The sequence below is a fragment of the Burkholderia sp. Bp9142 genome (genome assembly GCF_003853415.1).
Taxonomy (GTDB): Bacteria; Pseudomonadota; Gammaproteobacteria; order Burkholderiales; family Burkholderiaceae; genus Burkholderia.
Genome location: NZ_QTPP01000018.1, coordinates 103,533 through 126,331, shown reverse-complemented (window position 1 = coordinate 126,331; position 22,799 = coordinate 103,533). Strand labels below are relative to the sequence as shown.

Here is a 22,799-nt window from a genome sequence, read left to right as displayed (position 1 = left end):
GGAATTCCCGATGATCCTGAAATCCCCCCGCCTGTGGGTCGCGGCGGCTGCTTTTGCAGCGGCACCGGCATTCGCCCAGAACATCGCCGTCGTCAACGGCACGCCGATTCCGAAGTCGCGCGCCGATGCGATGGTCGCGCAGCTCGTCCAGCAAGGCCAGACCGACAGCCCGCAACTGCAGCAGGCCGTGCGCCAGGAACTCGTGAACCGCGAAATCCTGATGCAGGAAGCAATCCGCGAAGGCATCCCGAACCGTCCGGACGTGAAGGCGCAGGTCGCCGTCGCGCAGCAGACGGTCGTGCTGCGCTCGATGATCGAGAGCTTCCTGAAGAAGAACCAGCCGACCGACGCGGAAGTGAAGGCGCGCTATGACGAGCTCGTGAAGGGCGCCGGCGGCAACCGCGAGTACCACCTGCACCACATCCTCGTCGACAGCGAGCAGCAGGCGAAGGACCTGATCGCGAAGATCAAGGGCGGCGCGAAGTTCGAGGATCTGGCAAAGCAGTACTCGAAGGATCCGGGTTCGGGCAAGAACGGCGGCGACCTCGACTGGTCCGACCCGAAGGCATACGTACCGGAATTCGCGGCGGCCGCGCAGAAGCTGCAGAAAGGCCAGATGACCGACACGCCGGTGAAGACGCAGTTCGGCTGGCACATCATCCGTGTCGACGACACCCGCGACGTCGCCCCGCCGCCGTTCGACCAGGTGAAGGCGCAGATCGCGCAGCAGCTCGTGCAGCAGAAGCTGCAGGCGTTCGAGGAAGGCCTGCGCCAGCAGGCGAAGATCCAGTAACGTCGGCGACGTTCGCCCACGCCAAGGCCGCTCCCCGGAGCGGCCTTTTTCTTTTTCATGCGCGCGTGTGATCAGTCGATCGACACGGCGGCTGCGCAAAGAAAAAGCCGCTTCGAGGCGGCTTTCCGGAACGGCGGAATCACGTCCGCGCGGCGCAGCGAACCGCTATGCCGGATAGAACGCCGCGTGATAGCGGACCTCACCCGACGGCCGCGGCGCGGCGGCGTCGAACGCCAGCGCGAGGAAATACCCGGGCGGCGCGCCGGGGAACACGAGATCGCCGGACGGCACGAAGCCGAAACGCGCGTAGTACGCGGGATCGCCGAGCACGACGCAGCCGCGCGCACCGAGCCGGCGCAACGCGTCGAGCCCCGTGCGCACGAGCCCCGCACCCATGCTCTGGCGCCGGCACTCGGGCAGCACCGCGAGCGGCGCAAGCCCGTACCACGCGTGGCTGCCGGCCGGCTCGCCGCCGATCGACACCGGCGAGAACGCGACGTGGCCGATCACGCGGTCATCACGCTCCGCGACGAGCGACACGCCAAGTGCGCCGTCCGCGCGCAGCGCGTCGACGATCTGCCGCTCGAACTGCCCGTGCCGCGGCTCGTCCGCGAACGCGGTCGCAAGCACACGACCGATCGCATCGACGTCGCTCGCGCGTTCGTCGCGCAGCGTGACGATCTCGACCGGCGCGTGCGGATCGAACATCAGCCGATCCAGCGGCGCGCGTTACGGAACACGCGCATCCACGGGCTCGCTTCGTCCCAGCCTTCCGGGTGCCAGCTCATCGTGACCGTGCGATGCACGCGCTCCATGTGCGGCATCAGCACCGAGAAGCGGCCGTCGGCCGTCGTGACCGACGTGATGCCGGCCGGCGACCCGTTCGGGTTGAACGGATAGCGCTCGGTCGCTTCGCCGCGGTGGTCGACGTAGCGCATCGCAACCGCGACGCGATCGATGTCGCCCTGCTGCGAGAAGTCCGCATAGCCTTCGCCGTGCGCGACCGCCACCGGAATCCGCGAGCCTTCCATCCCCGCGAAGAAGATCGACGGCGACTTCTCGACCTCGACGAACGAGAAGCGCGCCTCGAACTGCTCGGACTTGTTGCGCGTGAACTTCGGCCACGCTTCCGCACCCGGGATCATCGACGCGAGGCTCGACAGCATCTGGCAACCGTTGCAGATGCCGAGCGCGAACGTGTCGGGACGCGCGAAGAAGGCCGAGAACATGTCGGCGAGATTCGCGTTGAAGCGAATCGTCTTCGCCCAGCCTTCGCCGGCACCCAGCACGTCGCCGTACGAGAAGCCGCCGCACGCCACCGCACCCGCGAAATCGGCGAGCGTCGCGCGGCCGGCCAGCAGGTCGCTCATGTGCACGTCGTGCGCGTCGAAGCCCGCGCGGTCGAACGCGTACGCGGTTTCGAGGTGCGAGTTCACGCCCTGCTCGCGCAGGATCGCGACGCGCGGGCGGGCGCCCGTCGCGATGAACGGCACGGCGATGTCGTCGGCCGGGTCGAACGTCAGCACCGGCGAGATGCCCGGGTCGGCCGCATCGAGCAGCGTGTCGTATTCGGCATCCGCACACGCGGGGTTGTCGCGCAGGCGCGCGATGCGCCAGCTCACTTCGCCCCATGCGCGATGGAGTTCGGCGCGCGGCGCGTCGAAGACCTTCTTCGCGTCGCGGTACACCTCGATCACGTCGCGATCGTTGACCGTGCCGATCACGTGCGAGCACGCCGACAGGCCGCACTCGCGCAGCGCGCCGAGCACCGCGTCGCGATCGGCCGCGCGCACCTGCACGACGGCGCCGAGCTCTTCCGAGAACAGCGCGCGCAGCGTGCGATCCTCGCGGCGGCCGCTCGTCTGCTTCGCCCAGTCCTTCGCGTCGCCGTAGTCGGATTCGTGATGCGGGTCGAGCGTCAGCATGTCGACGTTCAGCGACACGCCCGCGTGACCCGCGAACGCCATTTCGCAGACCGTCGCCCACAGGCCGCCGTCCGAGCGGTCGTGGTACGCGAGCAGCTTGTCCTGCGCGTTGAGCGACTGGATCGCATTGAAGAAGCGCTTCAGGTCTTCCGGATCGTCGACGTCCGGCGTCGCATCACCGACCTGCTGCGTGACCTGCGCGAAGATGCTGCCGCCCATCCGGTTCTTGCCGCGGCCGAGATCGATCGCGATCAGCACGCTGTCGCCCGCGTCCGCGATGCGGCGCAGTTGCGGCGTCAGGTGGCGGCGCACGTCCTCGACCGGCGCGAACGCGGAGATGATCAGCGACACCGGCGACACCACTTCCTTCGCGACGCCCTGCTCGTCCCACTTGGTCTTCATCGACAGCGAGTCCTTGCCGACCGGAATGCCGATCCCGAGCGCCGGGCACAGTTCCATGCCGATCGCCTTGACCGTGTCGAACAGCGCGGCGTCCTCGCCGGCCGTGCCGCATGCGGCCATCCAGTTCGCCGACAGCTTCAGCTTGTCGAGCGACGCGATCGGCGCGCTCGCGATGTTCGTGATCGCCTCGCCGACGGCCATGCGGCCCGATGCCGGCGCGTCGATCACCGCGAGCGGCGTGCGCTCGGCCATCGTCATCGCCTCGCCCTTGAAGCCCGCATAGTCGAGCGCGGTCACCGCGCAGTCGGCCACCGGCACCTGCCACGGGCCGACCATCTGGTCGCGCACCGACGTGCCGCCGACCGAACGGTCGCCGATCGTGATCAGGAACGACTTGCTGCCGACCGTCGGGTGCTTCAGCACGTCGACCGCGACTTCCGACAGCGCGATGCCCGTCACGTCGACCGGCGCGCGCTCGGTCGCGACGCGCGCGACGTCGCGGTGCATGCGCGGCGGCTTGCCGAGCAGCACTTCCATCGGCATGTCGACCGGGTATTCGTCGACGCCCGTCGCTTCGTCGTCGACGAGCTTCAGCTGGCGTTCGTCGGTCGCGACACCGACCACCGCGAACGGGCAGCGCTCGCGCGCGCAGATCGCCTCGAAGCGCGGCAGGTCGGCCGGTGCGATCGCCAGCACGTAGCGCTCCTGCGCCTCGTTCGACCAGATTTCGCGCGGCGACAGGCCCGATTCCTCGAGCGTAACCTTGCGCAGTTCGAAGCGCGCGCCCTTGCCCGCGCCGTCGACGATCTCGGGGAACGCGTTCGACAGGCCGCCCGCGCCGACGTCGTGGATGCTCAGGATCGGGTTTTCCGCGCCGAGCTGCCAGCAGCCGTTGATCACTTCCTGCGCGCGCCGCTCGATTTCCGGGTTGCCGCGCTGCACCGAGTCGAAGTCGAGCTCGGCCGTGTTCGCGCCGGTCGCCATCGAGCTCGCCGCGCCGCCGCCCATGCCGATCCGCATGCCGGGGCCGCCGATCTGGATCAGCAGGGAGCCGGCCGGCACGTCGTGCTTGTGCGTGTGTTGATCCGCGATGTTGCCGAGGCCGCCCGCGATCATGATCGGCTTGTGATAGCCGCGCACCTGGCCGCCGACGTTCTGCTCGTACACGCGGAAGTAGCCGCCGAGGTTCGGACGGCCGAATTCGTTGTTGAACGCGGCGCCGCCGAGCGGGCCGTCGATCATGATCTGCAGCGGCGACGCGATGCGGTCCGGGCGGCCGTACGGGCCGTGCGCGTCGTTCGGGTTGCGCCCGCCGACCGGTTGCGCCGCGTCGCGGGCGTTTTCCCACGACTGGCGTGCGTCAGGCAGGTCGAGGTTCGACACGGTGAAGCCCGTGAGGCCGGCCTTCGGACGCGCGCCGCGGCCCGTCGCGCCTTCGTCGCGGATCTCGCCGCCCGCGCCGGTCGCCGCGCCCGGGAACGGCGAGATCGCCGTCGGGTGGTTGTGCGTCTCGACCTTCATCAGCGTGTGCGTGAGCTCGGTATGACGACCATAACGTTCGCCCGGCTCGCCGGCCGCGCCCGCGTTGCGCGGGAACCAGCGCTCGGCTTCGGCGCCGACCATGATCGACGAGTTGTCCGAATACGCGACGATCGTGCCCTGCGGGCTCAGCTTCTCGGTGTTGCGGATCATCGCGAACAGCGACATGTCCTGCGCTTGCCCGTCGATCGTCCACTGCGCGTTGAAGATCTTGTGGCGGCAGTGCTCGCTGTTCGCCTGCGCGAACATCATCAGCTCGACGTCGGTCGGGTTGCGCTCGAGCTTGCGGAACGCGTCGACCAGGTAGTCGATCTCGTCGTCGGCGAGCGCAAGGCCCAGCTCGACGTTCGCGCGCTCGAGCGCGGCGCGGCCGACGCCCAGCACGTCGACGGTCGCGAGCGGCCTGGCCGGCAGTTCGTCGAACAGGTGCTTCGCGTCGTCGCGCGCGGCGACCACGCTTTCGGTCATCCGGTCATGCAGCGCGGCTGCCACCGCGGCGCGCGCGTCGTCGGACAACGCCTTCTTGCCGCCGAGCAGGCCCGACTTCAGCGTGACCGTGAATTCGACGCCGCGCTCGATGCGGCGCACCTGCGTGAGGCCGCAGTGCTGCGCGATGTCGGTCGCCTTGCTCGCCCACGGCGAAACCGTGCCGAAGCGCGGCAGCACGACGAAGGTCTCGGCCGTCCCCTTCTCGGCCGCCGGTTCGAACGGCGCGCCGTAGTGCATCAGCGCGTCGATGCGGGCGCTGTCGTCCGCCGACAGCGGCTCGGCCGCATTGACGAAGTGCAGGAACTGGCCGCGCACCGCGACGATGTTGGCGTCGATTTGCCTGAGCGTGTCGAGCAGACGGGTTTGACGGAAATCGGAGAGGGCCGAAGCGCCGGGAAAACACGAGAAGTGAGCCATGGGCTGGACTGACGTCGATGAGTCGCGCGAGGTGGCGACGTGGGGCGAAAGGAAGGCCGTAATTATACCCGGAAGTCGGTCGCCCCAGACCGGCTGATCGGCACCCGTCACGCACCGCGACGGTGCGCCGGCGCCCGCCGCCCCCAACCGCCCGCCGCGCCTGCCACGCCTGCGTGCACGGCCGCGGCAGCCGGCGACCGCACGGCGGCAGAAGCGGATGGCATCGCGTGGCGCCGGTTGGCGCGATTTTGGCGCTATCATTCCCGGTTCACCGGGCCGGGGGCCCGTCAGCGAATTCTCACCGGGCGGCGTGCGCGCCGCCCGTCATCGAAGCAATCCATGGATGTCATCGTCATCGGCGGCGGAATCAGCGGCGTCGCCACCGCCTACCAGCTGCGCGCGGCCGGCCATCGCGTGTGCGTGGTCGAACGCCACGCGACCGTCGCGCAGGGCGCGACCTACGGCGACGGCGGCACGCTGCTGCCGAGCCCGCTCGACGTCTGGTTCGGCCCGACCTTCATGCGCCAGCGCCAGCCGCGCGACACCGGCATTGTCTACAAGCCGGGCTTCAACGGCGGCGTGCGCCGCTTCGTCAAGCAGCTCGCCGCGCTGCGCGAGCCCGGCGCATTCGCCGCGCAGTATGCGCGGCTGCGCCCGCTGATCGACGCGTCGCGCGAAACCCTCGCCGACATCGAAGCACGCTTCGAGCTCGAATTCGAGCAGAAGCCCGGAATCCTGCATGTCGTGCGCGATCCGCGCGACTGGGAAGCCATGCAGCCCGCGCTCGACCTGCTGCGCACGCTCGACCAGCCGTACCGCGTGCTCACCGCCGACGAATGCGCGGCACTCGAGCCGTCGGTGCCGGCCGAGCCCGGCTTCGCCGGCGGCGTGCTGCTGGAGACCGAGCGCACCGGGAACTGCCCGCTGTTCGCGAAGCTGGTCAAGCAGACGCTCGACGAGCACGGCGTGCAGTTCCGCTTCGGCGCGGACGTCGCAGCGATCCGCGTCGACACCGGCCGCGCCGCGGTCGAGCTCACACCGCCGGCCGGCGGCCGGCACGCGGCGAAGGCGCGCGAGGTCGACGTGATGTCGGCCGACGCGATCGTGGTCGCCGCCGGCGCCGGCAGCCTGCCGCTGCTGGAGCGGCTCGGCTGGCGGCTGCCGCTGCATCCGGTCCGCGCCCATACGCTGACCGCGCCGGTCGCGTACGAGGAACATGCACCGCACCTGAGCGTGGTCGATTCGATCAAGCGGATCTCGATCACACGCACCCACCAGCGGCTGCGCGTCGGCGGCGGCGCCGTGCTGCAGAGCCTCGCCGACACCGCGAAGCCGCTCCCCGAGCCGCTGTCCGAGGCCGCGCTCGCGCTGCTCGGCCAGGCCGTCCACGACTGGGTGCCGGGCGCGGCGAAGATTTCCGCCGCGTTGTCCTGGCAGGGCACGCAGCTGCTGTCGCCGGACGGCCTGCCGGTCGTCGGTCCGACCCCGCATCCGCGCGTGTTCGTCAATTTCGGCCACGGGCCGGCCGGTTGGGGCCTCGCGTGCGGGTCTGCTAAAGTGGTGACCGACTGCCTGGGCGGCGACACGCAGACGTGGCCCGCCGACACGCTCGCCGCGCTGAGCGCCGCACGCTTCACGACCTGACCGCTGCGGGCCCGTCCCGGGGCGGCTCACTCCCCGCTGCCATGACCCCGCGATGACGAATGCCCGCCCGCTTCCCGACTCCGCCCCGCTTGCGCTGCTGCGCGTCGCCGACCTGCGCGCGGCCGAGACCGCCGCAACCGCCGAACTGCCGCCGCACACGCTGATGGGCCGCGCAGGCGCCGCCGCCGCGCGCTGGCTGTCCGAGCGGGTCGCCGGCGACGAACGCCCGGTCTGGTTCGCGGTCGGCCCCGGCAACAACGGCGGCGACGCGCTGGTGGCCGCCGCGCAGTTGCAGCAGCTCGGCGTCGCGACACAGGCGTGGATGCCGGTGCCGGTCAAGCCGGAGGATGCGCAATGGGCGCTCGGCCTCGCGCGCGCGGCCGGCGTGCCGCTGTCCGCCGAACCGCCGGCATCGCTCGACGATTACGCATGGGTCGTCGACGGGCTGTTCGGCATCGGCCTCGGCCGCGCGCTCGACGGTCCGTTCGCCGCCCAGGCCGCGCGCATCGCCGCGCACACCCGAAACGGCGGCCGCGTGCTCGCGCTCGACGTGCCGAGCGGACTGGACAGCGACACGGGCCGGATCGTCGGCGCGGGCGTGGCGGTCGCCGCAACGCATACGCTCACCTTCATCGGTGCGAAGCCGGGCCTTTACACCGGCGACGGCCGCGATCTCGCCGGCGAGATCGACATCGCGTCGCTCGACGTCGCACCGCCCGCCGCGCCGGCCGTCGTGCTGAATGCACCGGCCCGGTTCGCCGCCGCGCTGCCCGCCCGCGCGTTCGCATCGCACAAGGGCACGTTCGGCAGCCTGGCGGTGCTCGGCGGCGACACCGGCATGTGCGGCGCGCCGATCCTCGCCGCGCGTGCCGCGCTGTTCGCGGGTACGGGCAAGGTGCATGTCGGCTTTCTCGGCGCCGGCGCGCCGCCGTACGATCCGCCGTTTCCCGAGCTGATGCTGCATCCGGCCGACGGCCTCGACCTCGCTGCGATGTCCGCGATCGCGGCAGGCTGCGGCCTCGGCACGCGCGAGGCCGCGGCAACCCTCGTGCACGACGTGCTCGCGCACGACGCCGTGACACTGCTCGACGCCGACGCGCTGAACCTCGTCGCGACGCACGCCGACCTCGCGGCCGCCGTTGCGGCCCGCGGCGCGCGCGGCCTCGCGTGCGTGCTGACGCCGCATCCGCTCGAGGCAGCGCGGCTGCTCGGCACCGACACCGCGACGGTGCAGCACGACCGGCTTGCCGCGGCCCAGGCGCTGGCCGCGCGCTACGCGAGCATCGTCGTGCTGAAAGGCTCGGGCACGGTGATTGCGGCGCCCGACGGCCGCCTGACGATCAACCCGACCGGCAACGCCGCGCTCGCCACGGGCGGCACCGGCGACGTGCTCGGCGGCCTGATCGGCGCGTTGCTTGCGCAGCGCGTCGCCCCGTACGAAGCCGCGCTCGCGGGCGTGTACCTGCACGGCCTCGCGGCCGACACGTTGAGCGCGAACGGTACGGGCCCGGCCGGCCTCACCGCGGGCGAGCTCGCGCCGATGGTGCGCACGCTGATCAATCGCCTTTTTTACCCGTCGCCGCGCGCCGACATATAACGCCGCTATACTGAGTGCCCCGCCGCACGGCGGGCCCGCTCGTCCGCCGGCCTTCCGATCCGATGCGCCGGCGCGGCATTCCTCCCGATTCACGCTTCACTCGAACCGCCATGACGCTGAATTCGCTCCCCGCCTGGACTGCCCTTCAATCCCACTTCGAACAGATCCGCCATGCGCGGCTGCGCGACTGGTTCGCGCCGGAAAACGACCGCGCGCCGACCCGTGCCGAACGCTTCACGGTCCCGGGCGGCGGCCTCGCGGCCGACTTCTCGAAGAACCGCATCAACGACGACACGCTGCGCCTGCTCGTGCAGCTGGCCCGCGAAGCGGGCGTCGAAGCGCGCCGCGACGCGATGTTCGCCGGCGAGATCGTCAACCCGACCGAAGGCCGCGCCGCGCTGCACACGGCATTGCGCGCGACCGACCCGCACGCGCCGTTCCATGCGCAGATCAGCGCCGAGCGCGCGAAGATGGCGACCTTCGCACGCGCCGTGCGCAGCGGCGCGTGGACCGGCTACACCGGCAAGCGCATCCGCCACGTGATCAACATCGGCATCGGCGGCTCGGACCTCGGGCCGAAGATGGTCACGCACGCGCTGCATCACGTCGCGAGCCCGGACATCTCGACCCACTTCGTGTCGAACGTCGACGGCGCCGATCTCGCGCGCGTGCTCGAACAGGTCGACCCGGAAGCAACGCTCGCGATCATCGTGTCGAAGACCTTCACGACGCTCGAGACGATGACGAACGCACGCTCGCTGCGCGACTGGTTCGTCGCGCGCGGCTGCCCCGAGGACGCGCTCGCGAAGCACTTCGTCGGCGTGTCGGCGAACCCGGCCGAAGTCGTGAAGTTCGGCATCGCCGCGGACAACGTGTTCGAAATGTGGGACTGGGTCGGCGGCCGCTACTCGCTGTGGTCGGCGGTCGGCCTGTCGATCATGATCGCGATCGGGCCCGAGCAGTTCGACGAACTGCTCGCCGGCGCGAACGACATGGACCGCCATTTCCGCGACGCGCCGCTCGAGCGCAACCTGCCGGTGCTGCTCGGCCTGATCGGCATCTGGTATCGCAACTTCTTCGGCTCGCAGAGCTATCTCGTCGCGCCGTATTCGGAAGCGCTGCACTACCTGCCGTCGTACCTGCAGCAGCTCGAGATGGAAAGCAACGGCAAGTCCGCGCGCCTGGACGGCAGGTTCGTCGACTACCCGACGTCGGCCGTCACGTGGGGCGAGCCGGGCACCAACGGCCAGCATGCGTTTTTCCAGATGCTGCACCAGGGCCCGACGATCGTGCCGATCGACTTCATCGCGGTGCTCACGCCCGAGCATTCGCTCGCGAGCCATCATCCGAAGCTGCTCGCGAACTGCTTCGCGCAGAGCGAAGCGCTGATGCTCGGCCGCACGCTCGACGAAGCGCGCAAGGTCGCCGGCCCCGGCAAGGAAGCGCTCGCGCCGCACCTGACGTTCCCCGGCAACCGCCCGACGACGACGCTGCTGGTGGACGCGCTGACGCCGCGCACGCTCGGCGCGCTGATCGCGCTCTACGAGCACAAGGTGCTGGTGCAGGCGACGGTGTGGGACATCAATCCGTTCGACCAGTGGGGTGTCGAGCTCGGCAAGATTCTCGGCAAGGTCGTCGAAGCCGACCTGTCGGCGGAGTCGGTCGATCCCGCGAAGCACGATTCGTCGACGACCGCGCTGATCGAGCGCGCGCGAGCGGCGCTCAAGCGCTGAGACGCGACAGCGTCGAACGCATGCCGGCCGCACGGGCGATCCGCCCTGTGCGGCCGGCAGGAATTCAGTCTCGCGCTATACCGCTTGCGGCGCGACGATGCGTCCGGCGTCGATGGTGATCGTCGTCGCGCAGCGCCGCGCGAGTTCGGCATCGTGCGTGACGAGCACGAGCGTCGCGCCGTGCGTGCGGTTCAGTTCGAACATCAGGTCGATGACCGCGTGGCCCGTGGCCGCATCGAGGCTGCCGGTCGGTTCGTCGGCGAACAGGATCGCCGGATGCGTGACGAATGCGCGCGCGAGCGCGACACGCTGCTGCTCGCCGCCCGACAGCAGTTTCGGATAATGCGCGGTGCGCCCGCCGAGACCGACCTGCACGAGCAGCGCGCGGGCACGATCGGCCGCGTCGCGCGCACTGATCCCGCCCTGCAGCTCGAGCGGCAGCATCACGTTCTCGAGTGCTGTCAGGTGCGGCATCAACTGGAACGACTGGAACACGAACCCGACCGCGCCGTTGCGCAGCGCGGCGCGCTCGTCCTCGTCGAGCGGGTCGAGCGCGCGGCCGAGCAGGCGAACCGTGCCGCTCGTTGCACTGTCCAACCCCGCAAGCAGGCCGAGCAGCGTCGATTTGCCCGACCCCGATGCACCGACGATCGCGAGGCTGCTGCCAGGCTGCACGGCGAGCGTGATGCCGTCGAGGATCGTCAGCTCGCCCGTTGCATCGGCAACTCGCTTGCACACGTCATGGACTTCGATGATCGGATCGGTAATCTTGAACATGGACACGACATTCCGCTGGAAAAGACGCGTGGCGCTCGCCGCGCTCCTGGGTACCCTGGTCGCAACAACCATGCCCGCACGTGCCGCGACGACGGCGGCCCCGACATCGGGCCAGCCCGCGCTCGTCGTGCTCGGCGACAGCCTGTCGGCCGAATTCGGGCTGCCGCGCGACACCGGCTGGGTTGCGCTGCTGCGGCAACGGCTCGCGACCGAGCGAATCGATTATAGCGTCGCGAACGCGAGCGTCAGCGGCGACACCACGAGCGGCGGCCGCGCACGACTGCCTGCGGTGCTGCAACGGCTCAAGCCGTCGATCGTCGTCGTCGAGCTCGGCTCGAACGATGCGCTGCGCGGCGTGCCGCTCGCGACGACCGAGCAGAACCTGCGCGACATCATCGCCGATGCGCGGCAAGCGCGCGCGAAGGTCGTGCTGGTCGGCATGTACGTGCCGCCCAACTACGGGCCCGACTACACGCAGAAATTCCACGCGGTCTATACACGGCTGTCGAAGGAACTCGGCGTGCCGCTCGTGCCGTTCCTGCTGGCCGGCATCGAGAACAAGCCGGAGATGTTCCAGTCGGACCAGATGCATCCCGCACAGCAGGCGCAGGGCATCCTGCTCGACAACGTCTGGCCGGCGCTGAAGCCGCTGCTCGGCAAGCCGCGCGGCTGACCTGACGCCTCGCCGCCGGAAAACAAAAAGCCCCGCTCGAAGCGGGGCTTTTCATTGTTTCGTGCGAAACCGTGAACGGCGCTTCGCTCAATTGCCACTTAGTTGCCGCCGTCCTGCGACTGGCTCTGCGTGGTGCCGTACAGCTTCACCTTCGAGCGGTCGCGCAGCGCGGCGAGATACGCTTCGCCTTCGCTTTGCGCTTCGACCTGCGCCATCTGCTGCTGCGCGGCCGCGAGCTGCTGCGGATCGACGGCCGTCCCCGCGATCACCGCGTTCACGCGATAGATCGCGTAGCCGCCCGCACCGAGATCGACACCGACGTACGCCGGCAGCGTCTTCGCATCGACCTTGTAGACGGCGCTCAGCGCTGCCGGCGTCAAGCCCTGCGACTGCGTGCGCGACACCTTCTGCGCGGTCGTGAAGCCATCGGCCGACTTCGACTTCTGCAGCTCGGCCAGCTTCGCCGCACCGTCCTTCTTCGCGAGTTCCGCGGCCTGCTCGGCGACGACCTTCTGACGCACCACGTCCTTGATCGTGTCGAGCGCCGGCACGGCACCCGGCTTGTAGTCGGTCACGCGCGCCGAGATCAGCATGTTGTTGCCCACGTCGATCGCCTGCGTGTTGTTCTGGTTCTTCACCGAATCGTTCGCGAACACGGCGGCGAGGAACTTCGGATTGTTCAGCGGGCTCGTCGGCGGCAGTTGCGGATTCGGCGTCGGCGTGACCGTGGCAGTCTGGATCGTCAGCTTGTACTTGTCGGCGGCCGGCTGCAGCGTCTTCGCCTTCTCATACACGGTCGACGTGAAGCCTTCCGCATTGTCCGAGAACGCCTTCGCTGCGTACTGCTGCTTCAGGTCGACTGCGATCTGGTCCTTCACGTCCGCGAACGGCTTGACCACCGACGGCTTCACCTCCGTCGCCTTCAGGATATGGAAGCCGAGATCCGATTGCACGATACCGCTCACGTCGCCCTGCTTCAGCGCGAACGCCGCATCGTCGAACGCCTTGCCGCCCGCCGTCGAGCCGCGCGTGATGAAGCCGAGATCGCCGCCCTTCGCGGCCGACGGCGCATCCTGCGAGCTCTTCTGCGCGATCTGCGCGAACTGGTCCGGATGCGCCTTCACGTCGGCCAGCAGCTGCTCGGCCTTCGCCTTCGCGGCCGCCTTGTCGGCCGCGCTTGCATCGCTCGCCGCGGCGATGAAGATGTGGCTCACGCGCACCTGTGCTTCCGAGCGGAAGTGCGTCGGGTTGTCGTCGTAGAACTTCTTGATGTCCGCATCGGTCGGCTGCGCGCTCGCGGCGGCCGCTGCCGGCGAATAGACGAGATACTGGATCGTCGCGGTTTCCGGCGTCGCGAAGCTTTGCTTGTGCGCGTCATAGTACGCGGTGAGCTGCGCGGCGGTCGGCTGTACCTTGGCCGCGTAGTCGCTCGTCTTCAGCACGAGCGCCTGCACGTCGCGCTGTTGCGCGGCCAGTTCCGACAGGCGTTGCGCCGGGCCCTTGGGCGTGAATGCGCTCGCCACGATGCTCGCCGGAATCTGCTGCAGCGAGAGGCTGTAGCGCACGCGCTCCTGGTACTGTTCGGGCGTCATCCCCTGGAACGACAGCAGTTGCGCATAGCGCTGGACATCGATCGAACCGTCGGGCTTCTTCAGCGACGCGATCATCGGGTCGCCCATCAGCGCGTCGCGCACGGCGTTGTCGGATGCGGTCAGGTGCAGGCGCTGCGTCTCGTCGGCCAGCACGCGTTGCTGGACCAGGCCGTCGAGCACCTGCTTGCGATGTTCGGGCGTATCGAACATCTTGATGTCGAACTGCCCGCCGAGCGCCTGGCGCGCCTGGTCGATCTGCTGGCGGAACGCGCCGTCGAATTCGACCCGCGTGATCTTGTGCCCGTTGACCGCCGCGACGTTCGCACTGTCGTCGAAGAAGCCGCGGAAGCCTTGGATCCCGACGAAACCCAGCCCCGGCAACACGATCAGGAGCAGGAGCGCCATCATCAGGCGCTGGTGATTACGGAAGAAATCGAGCATGCGTGACGGGAAAATTGGACAAAACGTCCGATATTACAACATACGGGGTGGCACGGGAGAAAAGCAGGTGCGCAACGAACGGGCGCAACCAGCGATGCAAATGAAAAAATCCGCGCAAGGCGGTCTTCTTCATTTTCTGGCGGAGCGGACGGGACTCGCCTACATCCTGCAGGCCGCGGCTGCGCGTACACGCGCAGCCCTTCGAGTCCCGCCGGAAGCCGCGCAGGCGGCTTCCTCCACTCCGCAGTCACGCGCCCGCAAGCGGGCGCAACCGACGATACAAATGAAAAAGCCCGCGCAAGGCGGGCTTCTTCATTTTTGGCGGAGCGGACGGGACTCGAACCCGCGACCCCCGGCGTGACAGGCCGGTATTCTAACCGACTGAACTACCGCTCCTTGGTCTGGCTGAATCGGGAAACTGGTGGGTGCTGAGGGGTTCGAACCCCCGACCTACGCCTTGTAAGGGCGCCGCTCTACCAGCTGAGCTAAGCACCCGTTTCCGATTCGTTCTGGCTGCGATCTGCGTTTCGGCATCAACAACCAGCGAGCCCGCAAGTTTAATTCATCCCCGATCATTTTGCCAAGCCCGTGCGCAAAAATTTTTAACGCGCTGCCCAACACACGATCCCGATGCAATCGGGATAGGGGCGGTCAGGTAGCCTGACCGATCCCCTCCCACATACATGGACGCCCCCGTTTTGCAAGGCAGTCGTACGCGATTGGCAGACGGATTGAGATTGCGGCCATACATCCGGACTGTTGAGGAGGCGACTGCGATGCCTCTGTCCCTGATGGAATCAGCTGATCGGACTCTAATCACCACCTCGCGCTCGAAGCGCCTGTGGGAGGGCAGAGTATTCCGATCCCGGTCCAACCTATCTTGCCATCACGTCACGATTGCCCAAGCAACCTCCTGGGGGGAGCCTTAACTACACCCGATCCGATTACGCGGCGACTGCGGTCGGCGGGTAATCCGATCGGAACACGGTGCCTTGCGTGAGCAGTGCCCACGCAATTCGGGCATTCCTGTTTGCCACCGCCACCACGGCGACGTTCTTGTGTCGGCGTGTGAGCAAACGCTGAAGCCAGCCCGAGAACGCATCGTCCTTGTTGGCGCAATAGCGAACAACAGCCCGCGCGCCGTGCACCATCAGCGTACGCAGGTAAGTATCACCGCGCTTCGTGATGCCCAGCAGCGTCGGCTTGCCTCCGCTTGAATGCTGCCTGGGTACCAGACCCAGCCAGGCCGCCAGTTGTCGAGCGGTACTGAAGGACTTGGCATCGCCGATCGAGGCAACCAGCGCGCTCGCCGTAATCGGGCCGATGCCCGGAATCTCTGCCAATCGGCGACTGGCATCGCTCGCGTGATGCCACGCCTTGATCTGCGTCTCGATCTCGTCGACCTGCCGCTCAAGTTCCTTCAGGTGATCTATCAGGCGCCGCATCAACAGACGGAATGACCCCGGCAGTTCATTGCCGGCGTCTTCGATGAGCTGGGGTACATGTTGGGCGATGCTCGTGATCCCCCGAGGGACCACCAGGCCGAATTCCCCCAGCAGCCCGCGGATCTGGTTGGCCTGCGCGGTACGAGCCCGAACGAAGCCTTGGCGGGCTCTGTGCAGCGCCAGCACCGCCTGCTGGTCAACGTTCTTGACGGGCACGAATCGCATGTTCGGGCGAGCCACAGCCTCACAGATGGCTTCGGCATCTGCCACGTCATTCTTGTTTGTCTTTACGTAAGGTTTAACGAACTGGGGAGCCATCAGCCGTACCGTATGCCCAAGCCCCTGCAGCTTGCGAGCCCAGAAGTGCGCGCTGGCGCAGGCTTCCATGCCGATCAGGCAGGCTGGCAAGTTTGCAAAGAATGCGACCATCTGGTGCCGTTTCAGTTGTTTCCTCAATACCGGCTTGCCGCGCTCGTCGACACCGTGGATTTGGAAGATGCACTTGGCGAGGTCAATGCCCACTGTAGTAACGTTCATGGTGACGCCCTCCTCCGATTAAGGTGGTGGTTCGACAGCCTCACCACTTTGACACGGCGACGCCGTTTCGGACGGGGGCGTCCATTCCATTACCACCCGGCATGCGGGTCCGCACCGGGCGGTTCGAGCAGTTGAGGTCATGAGAGCCGTGGTACGCCAAGTCGGTCGAAGTAGGCGATCGGCATGACGCGATTCAGTAGCAGGCGGCTGTTTCGCCACCAGCGCCGACTGTTCGCGGCTACCCGCCGGGCATCCTCTGGTGAGGCGCCCAATGCCAACAACTCCCGATACATCGTCGCGCCTCGACGCCAGTGCTTGAGCTGCACTGCGCGCAACCGGTGCCTTATCCACTCGTCGAGTTCGCGGAACACCCTCGGCGTCTGCGCCAGCTGGAAGTACGCTTTCCAGCCTGGCATATACGCTTTCAGGCGCTCCGCCACCTCCGGCAGGCTTCGCCCGCCCGAGCGGCGTGTCAGTTCCCGGATGCGTTGCTTGAAGGTCGCTAGCGCCTTCCACGACACCGCGCATTTGATCCGCTCGCCTGCGCCACGCCATAGCGCGTAGCCCAGAAACTTGCGACCCGTCGCCTGCGCAACCGCCGTCTTGGCATCGTTGACCTTCAGGTGGAGCCGCTCGTAGAGCTTGCGCAGTCCTTCCAGCACCCGTTCGCCCGACCGGCCACTGCGCACGTACACGTTGCAGTCGTCGGCATAGCGCACGAACCTGTGTCCTCGCCCCTCCAGTTCCCGGTCCACCTCGTCCAGCAGCACATTGGCCAGCAGCGGTGAGAGCGGCCCGCCTTGCGGCGTGCCCTCGTATCGCTCACTGACCACTCCGCCATCCATGATCCCGGCCACAAGGTAGTGACGAGTCAGCCGCAGCACAGCCTTGTCGTCGATCCGCCTCGATAGCCGCTCCATCAGGATGTCGTGATTGACCCGATCGAAGAACTTCTCCAGATCCACATCGACCACCACTCGGTAGCCATCCTGTACATGACGTTGCGCCATCAGCACCGCGTCACGCGCTCGACGCCCCGGTCGGAAGCCGTAGCTGTGTTCTGAGAAGGTCGGATCAATGATGGGCTGCAAGACTTGCAGCAGGGCTTGCTGGATCAGGCGATCCGTCACCGTCGGAATCCCCAGTTCACGCATCCCGCCGCCGGGCTTCGGAATCTGGACTCGCCGCACCGGCGCGGGCCGGTAGCTTCCCTCCAGTAACGCTTCCCGAATCCGGGGCCAGTGCGTCTTGAGGTGTTCCGCCGTTTCGGCGATCGACTTCCCATCCACCCCGGCACTGCCGCGATTGGCTTTGACGCGTTTCCACGCCATCACCAGATTCGCTCTCGCGAGCGCCTGCGTGAGCAGGCCATCTCGCCCTGAGCCTCCAGTCTCGCGCCGCGCCGTCCGAGCTTCATCACGCACCGCTTCAGGCACGGCTTCACCTCGCCATCCCGCGTTACGCCCCGCCTGCGCGGGCTTCTGATGCACTGCACGTCCGAGCGACACGGCCTTCGGCCCTCCTACTCGTTCGGCCCTTCGCCACCAACCCCGCAGCTACTATGGCCTCTGCTGACTTCTCGCTCCGGCTTGCCGCCGTCGCCCTTTCAGGCATAAAGCGAGACCTCCCCAGGTAAGAACGCATTCCTTCATCGCTCAACCGCCGCATTTACGCCGCCTCGCCTTGGTCACGAGAGCTTCGCGGTTTATGGCCCGCTCGCCCTGCTCGGCAACGCCTTCTATGCGGTTCTTGTTCATCGGCTCGCGATTTACGCTCCACGCTTCCTCCCCACACTCGGTCACCCTCATGCAGTTGCGCTTCACTTCACTCGCTGTGACCAGCTCATGGCGGGACTTACACCCGCAGGAATGCGCCCATGCTGGGCGCACCAATAAAAAAACCCGCGGACACGCCGCGGGTTTCGTGAACCACCGTCAGCGACGGCGTTCAGGTTCTCAGTGCTTGACGACTTCCGTCGAGCCGGCATCCTTCGCCGCCTCGCCGACCGGTGCCGCAGCCTTCGCCTCTTCTTCAGGCGGCAGCGGAGTCGGCGTACGTTCGAGCGCGAGCTCGAGCACCTTGTCGATCCAGCGGACCGGCACGATCTCGATCGCGTTCTTCACGTTGTCCGGAATGTCCGCGAGATCCTTCACGTTCTCTTCCGGGATCAGCACGAGCTTGATGCCGCCGCGATGCGCAGCCAGCAGCTTTTCCTTCAGCCCGCCGATCGGCAGCACTTCGCCACGCAGCGTGATCTCGCCCGTCATCGCGACATCGGCACGCACGGGGATCCCCGTCAGCACCGACACCAGCGCGGTCGTCATCGCACCGCCGGCGGACGGACCGTCCTTCGGCGTCGCGCCTTCCGGCACGTGGATGTGGATGTCCTGCTTCTCGAACGCTTCGTCCTTGATGCCCAGACGCCGCGAACGCGAGCGCACGACCGAACGTGCAGCCTCGACCGACTCCTTCATCACGTCGCCGAGCGAACCGGTGCGGATCACGTTGCCCTTGCCCGGCATCACCGCGGCTTCGATCGTCAGCAGGTCGCCGCCGACTTCCGTCCACGCGAGGCCCGTCACCTGACCGACCTGGTTTTCCTTCGCCGCGAGGCCGAAGTCGTACTTGCGCACGCCGAGGAACGTATCGAGGTTCTCGCCATCGACCTTGATCGCGCCCGATGCCTTCTTCAGCAGCAGCATCTTCACGACCTTGCGGCAGATCTTCGACACTTCCCGCTCGAGCGAACGCACACCGGCTTCGCGCGTGTAGTAGCGGATGATGTCGCGGATCGCCTGCTCGGCGACCTCGATCTCGCCTTCCTTCAGGCCGTTGTTCTTCTTCTGCTTCGGCAGCAGGTAACGCTGCGCGATGCTGACCTTCTCGTCTTCCGTGTAGCCCGACAGACGAATCACTTCCATCCGGTCGAGCAGCGGCGGCGGGATGTTCAGCGAGTTCGACGTCGCGACGAACATCACGTCCGACAGGTCGAAGTCGACCTCGATGTAGTGATCGGCGAACGTGTGGTTCTGTTCCGGATCGAGCACTTCGAGCAGCGCCGACGACGGATCGCCGCGGAAATCCATGCCCATCTTGTCGACTTCGTCGAGCAGGAAGAGCGGATTGCGCACGCCGACCTTCGCGAGGCTTTGCAGGATCTTGCCCGGCATCGAGCCGATGTACGTCCGGCGGTGGCCGCGGATCTCGGCTTCGTCACGCACGCCGCCGAGCGCCATCCGGACGAACTTGCGGTTCGTCGCACGCGCGATCGACTGGCCGAGCGAGGTCTTGCCGACGCCCGGAGGCCCGACGAGACACAGGATCGGCGCCTTGACCTTGTCCACGCGCTGTTGCACCGCAAGGTACTCGAGGATGCGTTCCTTCACCTTCTCGAGGCCGAAGTGATCCTCGTCGAGCACCTGCTCGGCGTTCGACAGATCGTTGTTGACCTTGCTCTTCTTGCGCCACGGCAGGCCGATCAGCGTGTCGATGTAGTTGCGCACGACGGTCGCTTCCGCCGACATCGGCGACATCAGCTTCAGCTTCTTGAGCTCGGCGTCGGCCTTCTTCTTCGCTTCCTTCGGCATGCGCGCGGCGTTGATGCGCTTCTCGAGTTCCTCGAGATCCGCACCCTCTTCGCCTTCGCCCAGTTCCTTCTGGATCGCCTTGACCTGTTCGTTCAGGTAGTACTCGCGCTGGCTCTTTTCCATCTGGCGCTTCACGCGCCCGCGGATGCGCTTTTCGACCTGCAGGATGTCGATCTCGGCTTCGAGCTGCGCGAGCAGGTGCTCGAGGCGCTCGATGACCGGGAACATCTCGAGGATATGCTGCTTCTGGTCGAGCTTCAGCGGCAGACGCTCGGCGATCATGTCCGCGAGGCGACCGGCTTCATCGATGCCCGACAGCGACGTGAGAATCTCCGGCGGGATCTTCTTGTTCAGCTTCACGTACTGGTCGAACTGCGACACGATCGCGCGGCGCAGCGCTTCCGTTTCCGCGCTGTCGGCGTGATCGGGCTCGAGCGGCATCACTTCGCAGGAGAACTGCGTCTCCTGCTCTTCGATCGACAACGCCTTCGCACGCTGCAGGCCCTCGACGAGCACCTTCACGGTGCCGTCCGGCAGCTTCAGCATCTGCAGGATGTTGGCGATACAACCGACCTCGTACATGTCCTTTTCGGTCGGTTCGTCCTTGGCCGCGGTTTTCTGGGCGACGAGCATGATGTGCTTTCCGCCTTCCATCGCTGCTTCGAGGGCCTTGATCGATTTCGGTCGGCCCACGAAGAGCGGAATCACCATGTGCGGGAAAACGACGACGTCCCGCAGCGGCAGCAGCGGGAGCGTGATGCGTTCCGGCGGGAGAAGTTGGGTGCCTGACATTTCATTTCCCCATGAGTGGAATCAATTGTTCGGTAATTGAGGCCGCCACAACGAATTGCAAGCCTTCAAGTGCGGGAAATATTCGGTAAGAAAGTAACCACCGCGTGTCGAGTCAGAGTTACCCACAAGATAAACGAAAAAAAGCCGCCCACGGTCTCATGAACGGCCTTTTTCGCAGAACATCGTCGGCAAGCCGGTCAGTTCGAACCCGCCACCTTCGGCGTGTCCTCATAGATCAGCAGGGGTTTGCCGTCGCCATCGATCACGTTCTCGTCGATGATGACCTTGCTGACCCCTTTCATCGCCGGCAGCTCGTACATCACGTCGAGCAAGGCCTGTTCGATGATCGAACGCAAACCGCGCGCGCCGGTCTTGCGGCGGATCGCCTTGCGGGCGACTGCCTGCAACGCGCCCGGCCGGATTTCCAGCTCGACGCGCTCCATCGCGAACAGCTTGTGATACTGCTTGACGAGCGCGTTCTTCGGCTCGACGAGAATCTTCATCAGCGCGGCTTCATCGAGCTTGCCGAGCGTCGCGACCACCGGCAGACGGCCGATCAATTCGGGGATCAGACCGAATTTGATCAAGTCTTCCGGCTCCGTCTCGCGCAGCACTTCGCCCGCGTCGCGCTCCTGCTTGCTCTTGACCGTCGCGCCGAAGCCGATGCCCGTCTTTTCGGTGCGATCGGTGATCACCTTCTCGAGACCGTCGAACGCGCCGCCGCAGATGAACAGGATGTTGGTCGTGTCGACCTGGATGAAATCCTGGTTCGGGTGCTTGCGGCCGCCCTGCGGCGGCACCGACGCCATCGTGCCCTCGACGAGCTTCAGCAGCGCCTGCTGGACGCCCTCGCCCGACACGTCGCGCGTGATCGACGGGTTGTCCGACTTGCGGCTGATCTTGTCGATTTCGTCGATGTAGACGATCCCGCGCTGCGCCTTGTCGACCTCATAGTTGCAGTTCTGCAACAACTTCTGGATGATGTTCTCGACGTCCTCGCCGACGTAGCCGGCTTCGGTCAGCGTCGTCGCATCGGCGATCACGAACGGCACGTTCAGCAACCGCGCGAGGGTCTGCGCGAGCAGCGTCTTGCCGGAGCCCGTCGGGCCGATCAGCAGGATGTTGCTCTTCGACAGTTCGACGTCGTCCTTCTTGTCGAGATGCTTCAGGCGCTTGTAGTGGTTGTACACCGCCACCGCGAGGATCTTCTTCGCACGCTCCTGGCCGATCACGTACTGATCGAGGATGTCGCGAATTTCCTGCGGGCTCGGCAGATCCGACCGGGACAGGCTGGCCTCGACGCCGGCGGCAGCCGCCTCGTCGCGAATGATCTCGTTGCAGAGGTCGATGCACTCATCGCAGATGAATACCGACGGGCCGGCGATGAGTTTCTTCACCTCATGCTGGCTCTTCCCGCAGAACGAGCAATACAACAGCTTCTCGCTGTTCGAACCTTTTTTGTCCGCCATGAATGTAGAGCCTCCGGACAGGTAAATGACATGATACGCCGAATGCTCCGGACGCCGCGCCTAGGGCGCGACCGGAGCCGGCTGGATGCGCTTGCCGCAGATGCTCAAGGCACTCGGGACGTTGCGGGGGTGCCGCGCGAATCGGGGCGGCACCCCACTTAAGCTCACGGGCGCTTCAGCAGCACCTGATCGATCAGCCCGTACGCCTTCGCGTCCTCGCTCGACATGAAATTATCACGGTCGGTGTCGCGCGCGATGCGCTCGACGTCCTGGCCCGTGTGCTGCGCGAGCAGGTTGTTCAGCCGTTCCTTCAGGTAGAGGATTTCGCGTGCCTGGATCTCGATGTCGGATGCCTGGCCGCGAGCGCCACCGAGCGGCTGGTGAATCATCACGCGCGAGTTCGGCAGCGCGAAACGCTTGCCCTTCGCGCCCGACGCGAGCAGGAACGCGCCCATGCTGGCCGCGAGGCCCATGCAAAGGGTCGACACGTCCGGCTTGATGAACTGCATCGTGTCGTAGATCGCCATGCCGGCCGACACCGAGCCGCCCGGGCTGTTGATGTAGAGGTTGATGTCCTTGTCGGGATTCTCGCTCTCGAGGAACAGCAATTGCGCGACCACGAGGTTGGCGGTCTGGTCGTTCACTTCGCCGACCATGAACACCAGGCGCTCCTTCAGGAGACGCGAATAAATATCGTACGAACGCTCGCCGCGGCCGCTCGTTTCGACGACGATCGGCACCAGCCCCAGCGCTTGCGCCTCGAAACCCTGCGGCGCGTTCGAAGCAAGCATGTCCAGCAATTCAGCGCGAGTGATCATTCAATGAACCTTGTTCGAATGGAAAATTGAACGGAAGGAAGCCGCCCGCTCAATCGCCATATTAATGGCAACCGTGCGCTTGACGTAAAAACGGCGTGCGGGCCGTCGCTCCGACAGCCGGCACGCCGC

At 66.8% G+C, this 22,799-nt stretch carries 14 protein-coding genes and 2 tRNA genes; 5 read left to right on the top strand and 11 right to left on the bottom strand.

Features of this window, described 5'->3' with window-relative positions; translation table 11 throughout:
- The first annotated feature begins 10 nt into the window (after positions 1 to 10).
- The gene (locus DIE22_RS20805) at positions 11 to 793 is read left to right on the top strand and encodes a peptidylprolyl isomerase (RefSeq protein WP_124498664.1); all 783 of its coding nucleotides are present in this window, start codon (positions 11 to 13) and stop codon (positions 791 to 793) included.
- A gap of 165 nt (positions 794 to 958) precedes the next feature.
- On the opposite strand, the gene DIE22_RS20800 is transcribed toward DIE22_RS20805, so the two are convergent.
- Both DIE22_RS20800 and purL read right to left on the bottom strand, forming a co-directional pair.
- On the bottom strand, positions 959 to 1,501 hold the full coding sequence (locus DIE22_RS20800) for a GNAT family N-acetyltransferase (RefSeq protein ID WP_124498665.1): 543 nt from the start codon (positions 1,499 to 1,501) through the stop codon (positions 959 to 961).
- On the bottom strand, positions 1,501 to 5,565 hold the full coding sequence (purL, locus tag DIE22_RS20795; protein WP_124606000.1) for a phosphoribosylformylglycinamidine synthase: 4,065 nt from the start codon (positions 5,563 to 5,565) through the stop codon (positions 1,501 to 1,503). The genes DIE22_RS20800 and purL overlap by 1 nt, the downstream gene beginning before the upstream one ends.
- Positions 5,566 to 5,904: 339 nt before the next feature.
- On the opposite strand from purL, the gene DIE22_RS20790 reads away from it, so the two are divergent.
- From DIE22_RS20790 to pgi, 3 genes are all read left to right on the top strand, one after another.
- Positions 5,905 to 7,209 (top strand): FAD-dependent oxidoreductase, encoded by a 1,305-nt coding sequence (locus tag DIE22_RS20790; RefSeq protein WP_124498667.1) that lies wholly within the window; start codon positions 5,905 to 5,907, stop codon positions 7,207 to 7,209.
- A 52-nt stretch (positions 7,210 to 7,261) separates the two neighbouring features.
- Positions 7,262 to 8,806 (top strand): NAD(P)H-hydrate dehydratase, encoded by a 1,545-nt coding sequence (locus DIE22_RS20785; RefSeq protein ID WP_124605999.1) that lies wholly within the window; start codon positions 7,262 to 7,264, stop codon positions 8,804 to 8,806.
- A gap of 110 nt (positions 8,807 to 8,916) precedes the next feature.
- Entirely contained in the window at positions 8,917 to 10,539 is a 1,623-nt protein-coding gene (gene pgi, locus DIE22_RS20780) for a glucose-6-phosphate isomerase (protein ID WP_124498669.1), read from the top strand.
- Positions 10,540 to 10,614: 75 nt separating this feature from the next.
- On the opposite strand, the gene DIE22_RS20775 is transcribed toward pgi, so the two are convergent.
- Positions 10,615 to 11,316 (bottom strand): ABC transporter ATP-binding protein, encoded by a 702-nt coding sequence (locus DIE22_RS20775; RefSeq protein ID WP_124498670.1) that lies wholly within the window; start codon positions 11,314 to 11,316, stop codon positions 10,615 to 10,617.
- Between DIE22_RS20775 and DIE22_RS20770 the strand changes: the two genes are divergently transcribed.
- Positions 11,315 to 11,989: an arylesterase gene (locus DIE22_RS20770; protein WP_124498671.1), complete on the top strand. Its 675-nt coding sequence runs from the start codon at positions 11,315 to 11,317 to the stop codon at positions 11,987 to 11,989. The genes DIE22_RS20775 and DIE22_RS20770 overlap by 2 nt on opposite strands.
- Positions 11,990 to 12,087: 98 nt before the next feature.
- Here DIE22_RS20770 and DIE22_RS20765 read toward each other — a convergent pair whose 3' ends face one another.
- The 8 genes from DIE22_RS20765 to clpP form a co-directional block, all read right to left on the bottom strand.
- Positions 12,088 to 14,022, bottom strand: a complete 1,935-nt coding sequence (locus DIE22_RS20765; RefSeq protein ID WP_124605998.1) for a SurA N-terminal domain-containing protein — start codon at positions 14,020 to 14,022, stop codon at positions 12,088 to 12,090.
- A gap of 319 nt (positions 14,023 to 14,341) precedes the next feature.
- Positions 14,342 to 14,418 (bottom strand) — tRNA-Asp (locus DIE22_RS20755).
- Between the two features lie 23 nt (positions 14,419 to 14,441).
- A tRNA-Val gene (locus tag DIE22_RS20750) sits at positions 14,442 to 14,517 on the bottom strand.
- A gap of 449 nt (positions 14,518 to 14,966) precedes the next feature.
- Positions 14,967 to 16,004: an IS110 family transposase gene (locus DIE22_RS20745; RefSeq protein ID WP_124605997.1), complete on the bottom strand. Its 1,038-nt coding sequence runs from the start codon at positions 16,002 to 16,004 to the stop codon at positions 14,967 to 14,969.
- Between the two features lie 137 nt (positions 16,005 to 16,141).
- Complete coding sequence (ltrA, locus tag DIE22_RS20740; RefSeq protein ID WP_124605996.1) at positions 16,142 to 17,512, bottom strand: group II intron reverse transcriptase/maturase; 1,371 nt, start codon at positions 17,510 to 17,512, stop codon at positions 16,142 to 16,144.
- A 447-nt stretch (positions 17,513 to 17,959) separates the two neighbouring features.
- A complete protein-coding gene (lon, locus tag DIE22_RS20730; RefSeq protein ID WP_124500107.1) occupies positions 17,960 to 20,383 on the bottom strand; it encodes an endopeptidase La in 2,424 nt (807 codons plus the stop codon).
- 197 nt (positions 20,384 to 20,580) lie between these two features.
- On the bottom strand, positions 20,581 to 21,852 hold the full coding sequence (gene clpX / locus DIE22_RS20725) for an ATP-dependent Clp protease ATP-binding subunit ClpX (protein WP_006754177.1): 1,272 nt from the start codon (positions 21,850 to 21,852) through the stop codon (positions 20,581 to 20,583).
- Between the two features lie 164 nt (positions 21,853 to 22,016).
- Positions 22,017 to 22,670, bottom strand: a complete 654-nt coding sequence (clpP, locus tag DIE22_RS20720; protein WP_124500106.1) for an ATP-dependent Clp endopeptidase proteolytic subunit ClpP — start codon at positions 22,668 to 22,670, stop codon at positions 22,017 to 22,019.
- Positions 22,671 to 22,799 lie beyond the last annotated feature (129 nt).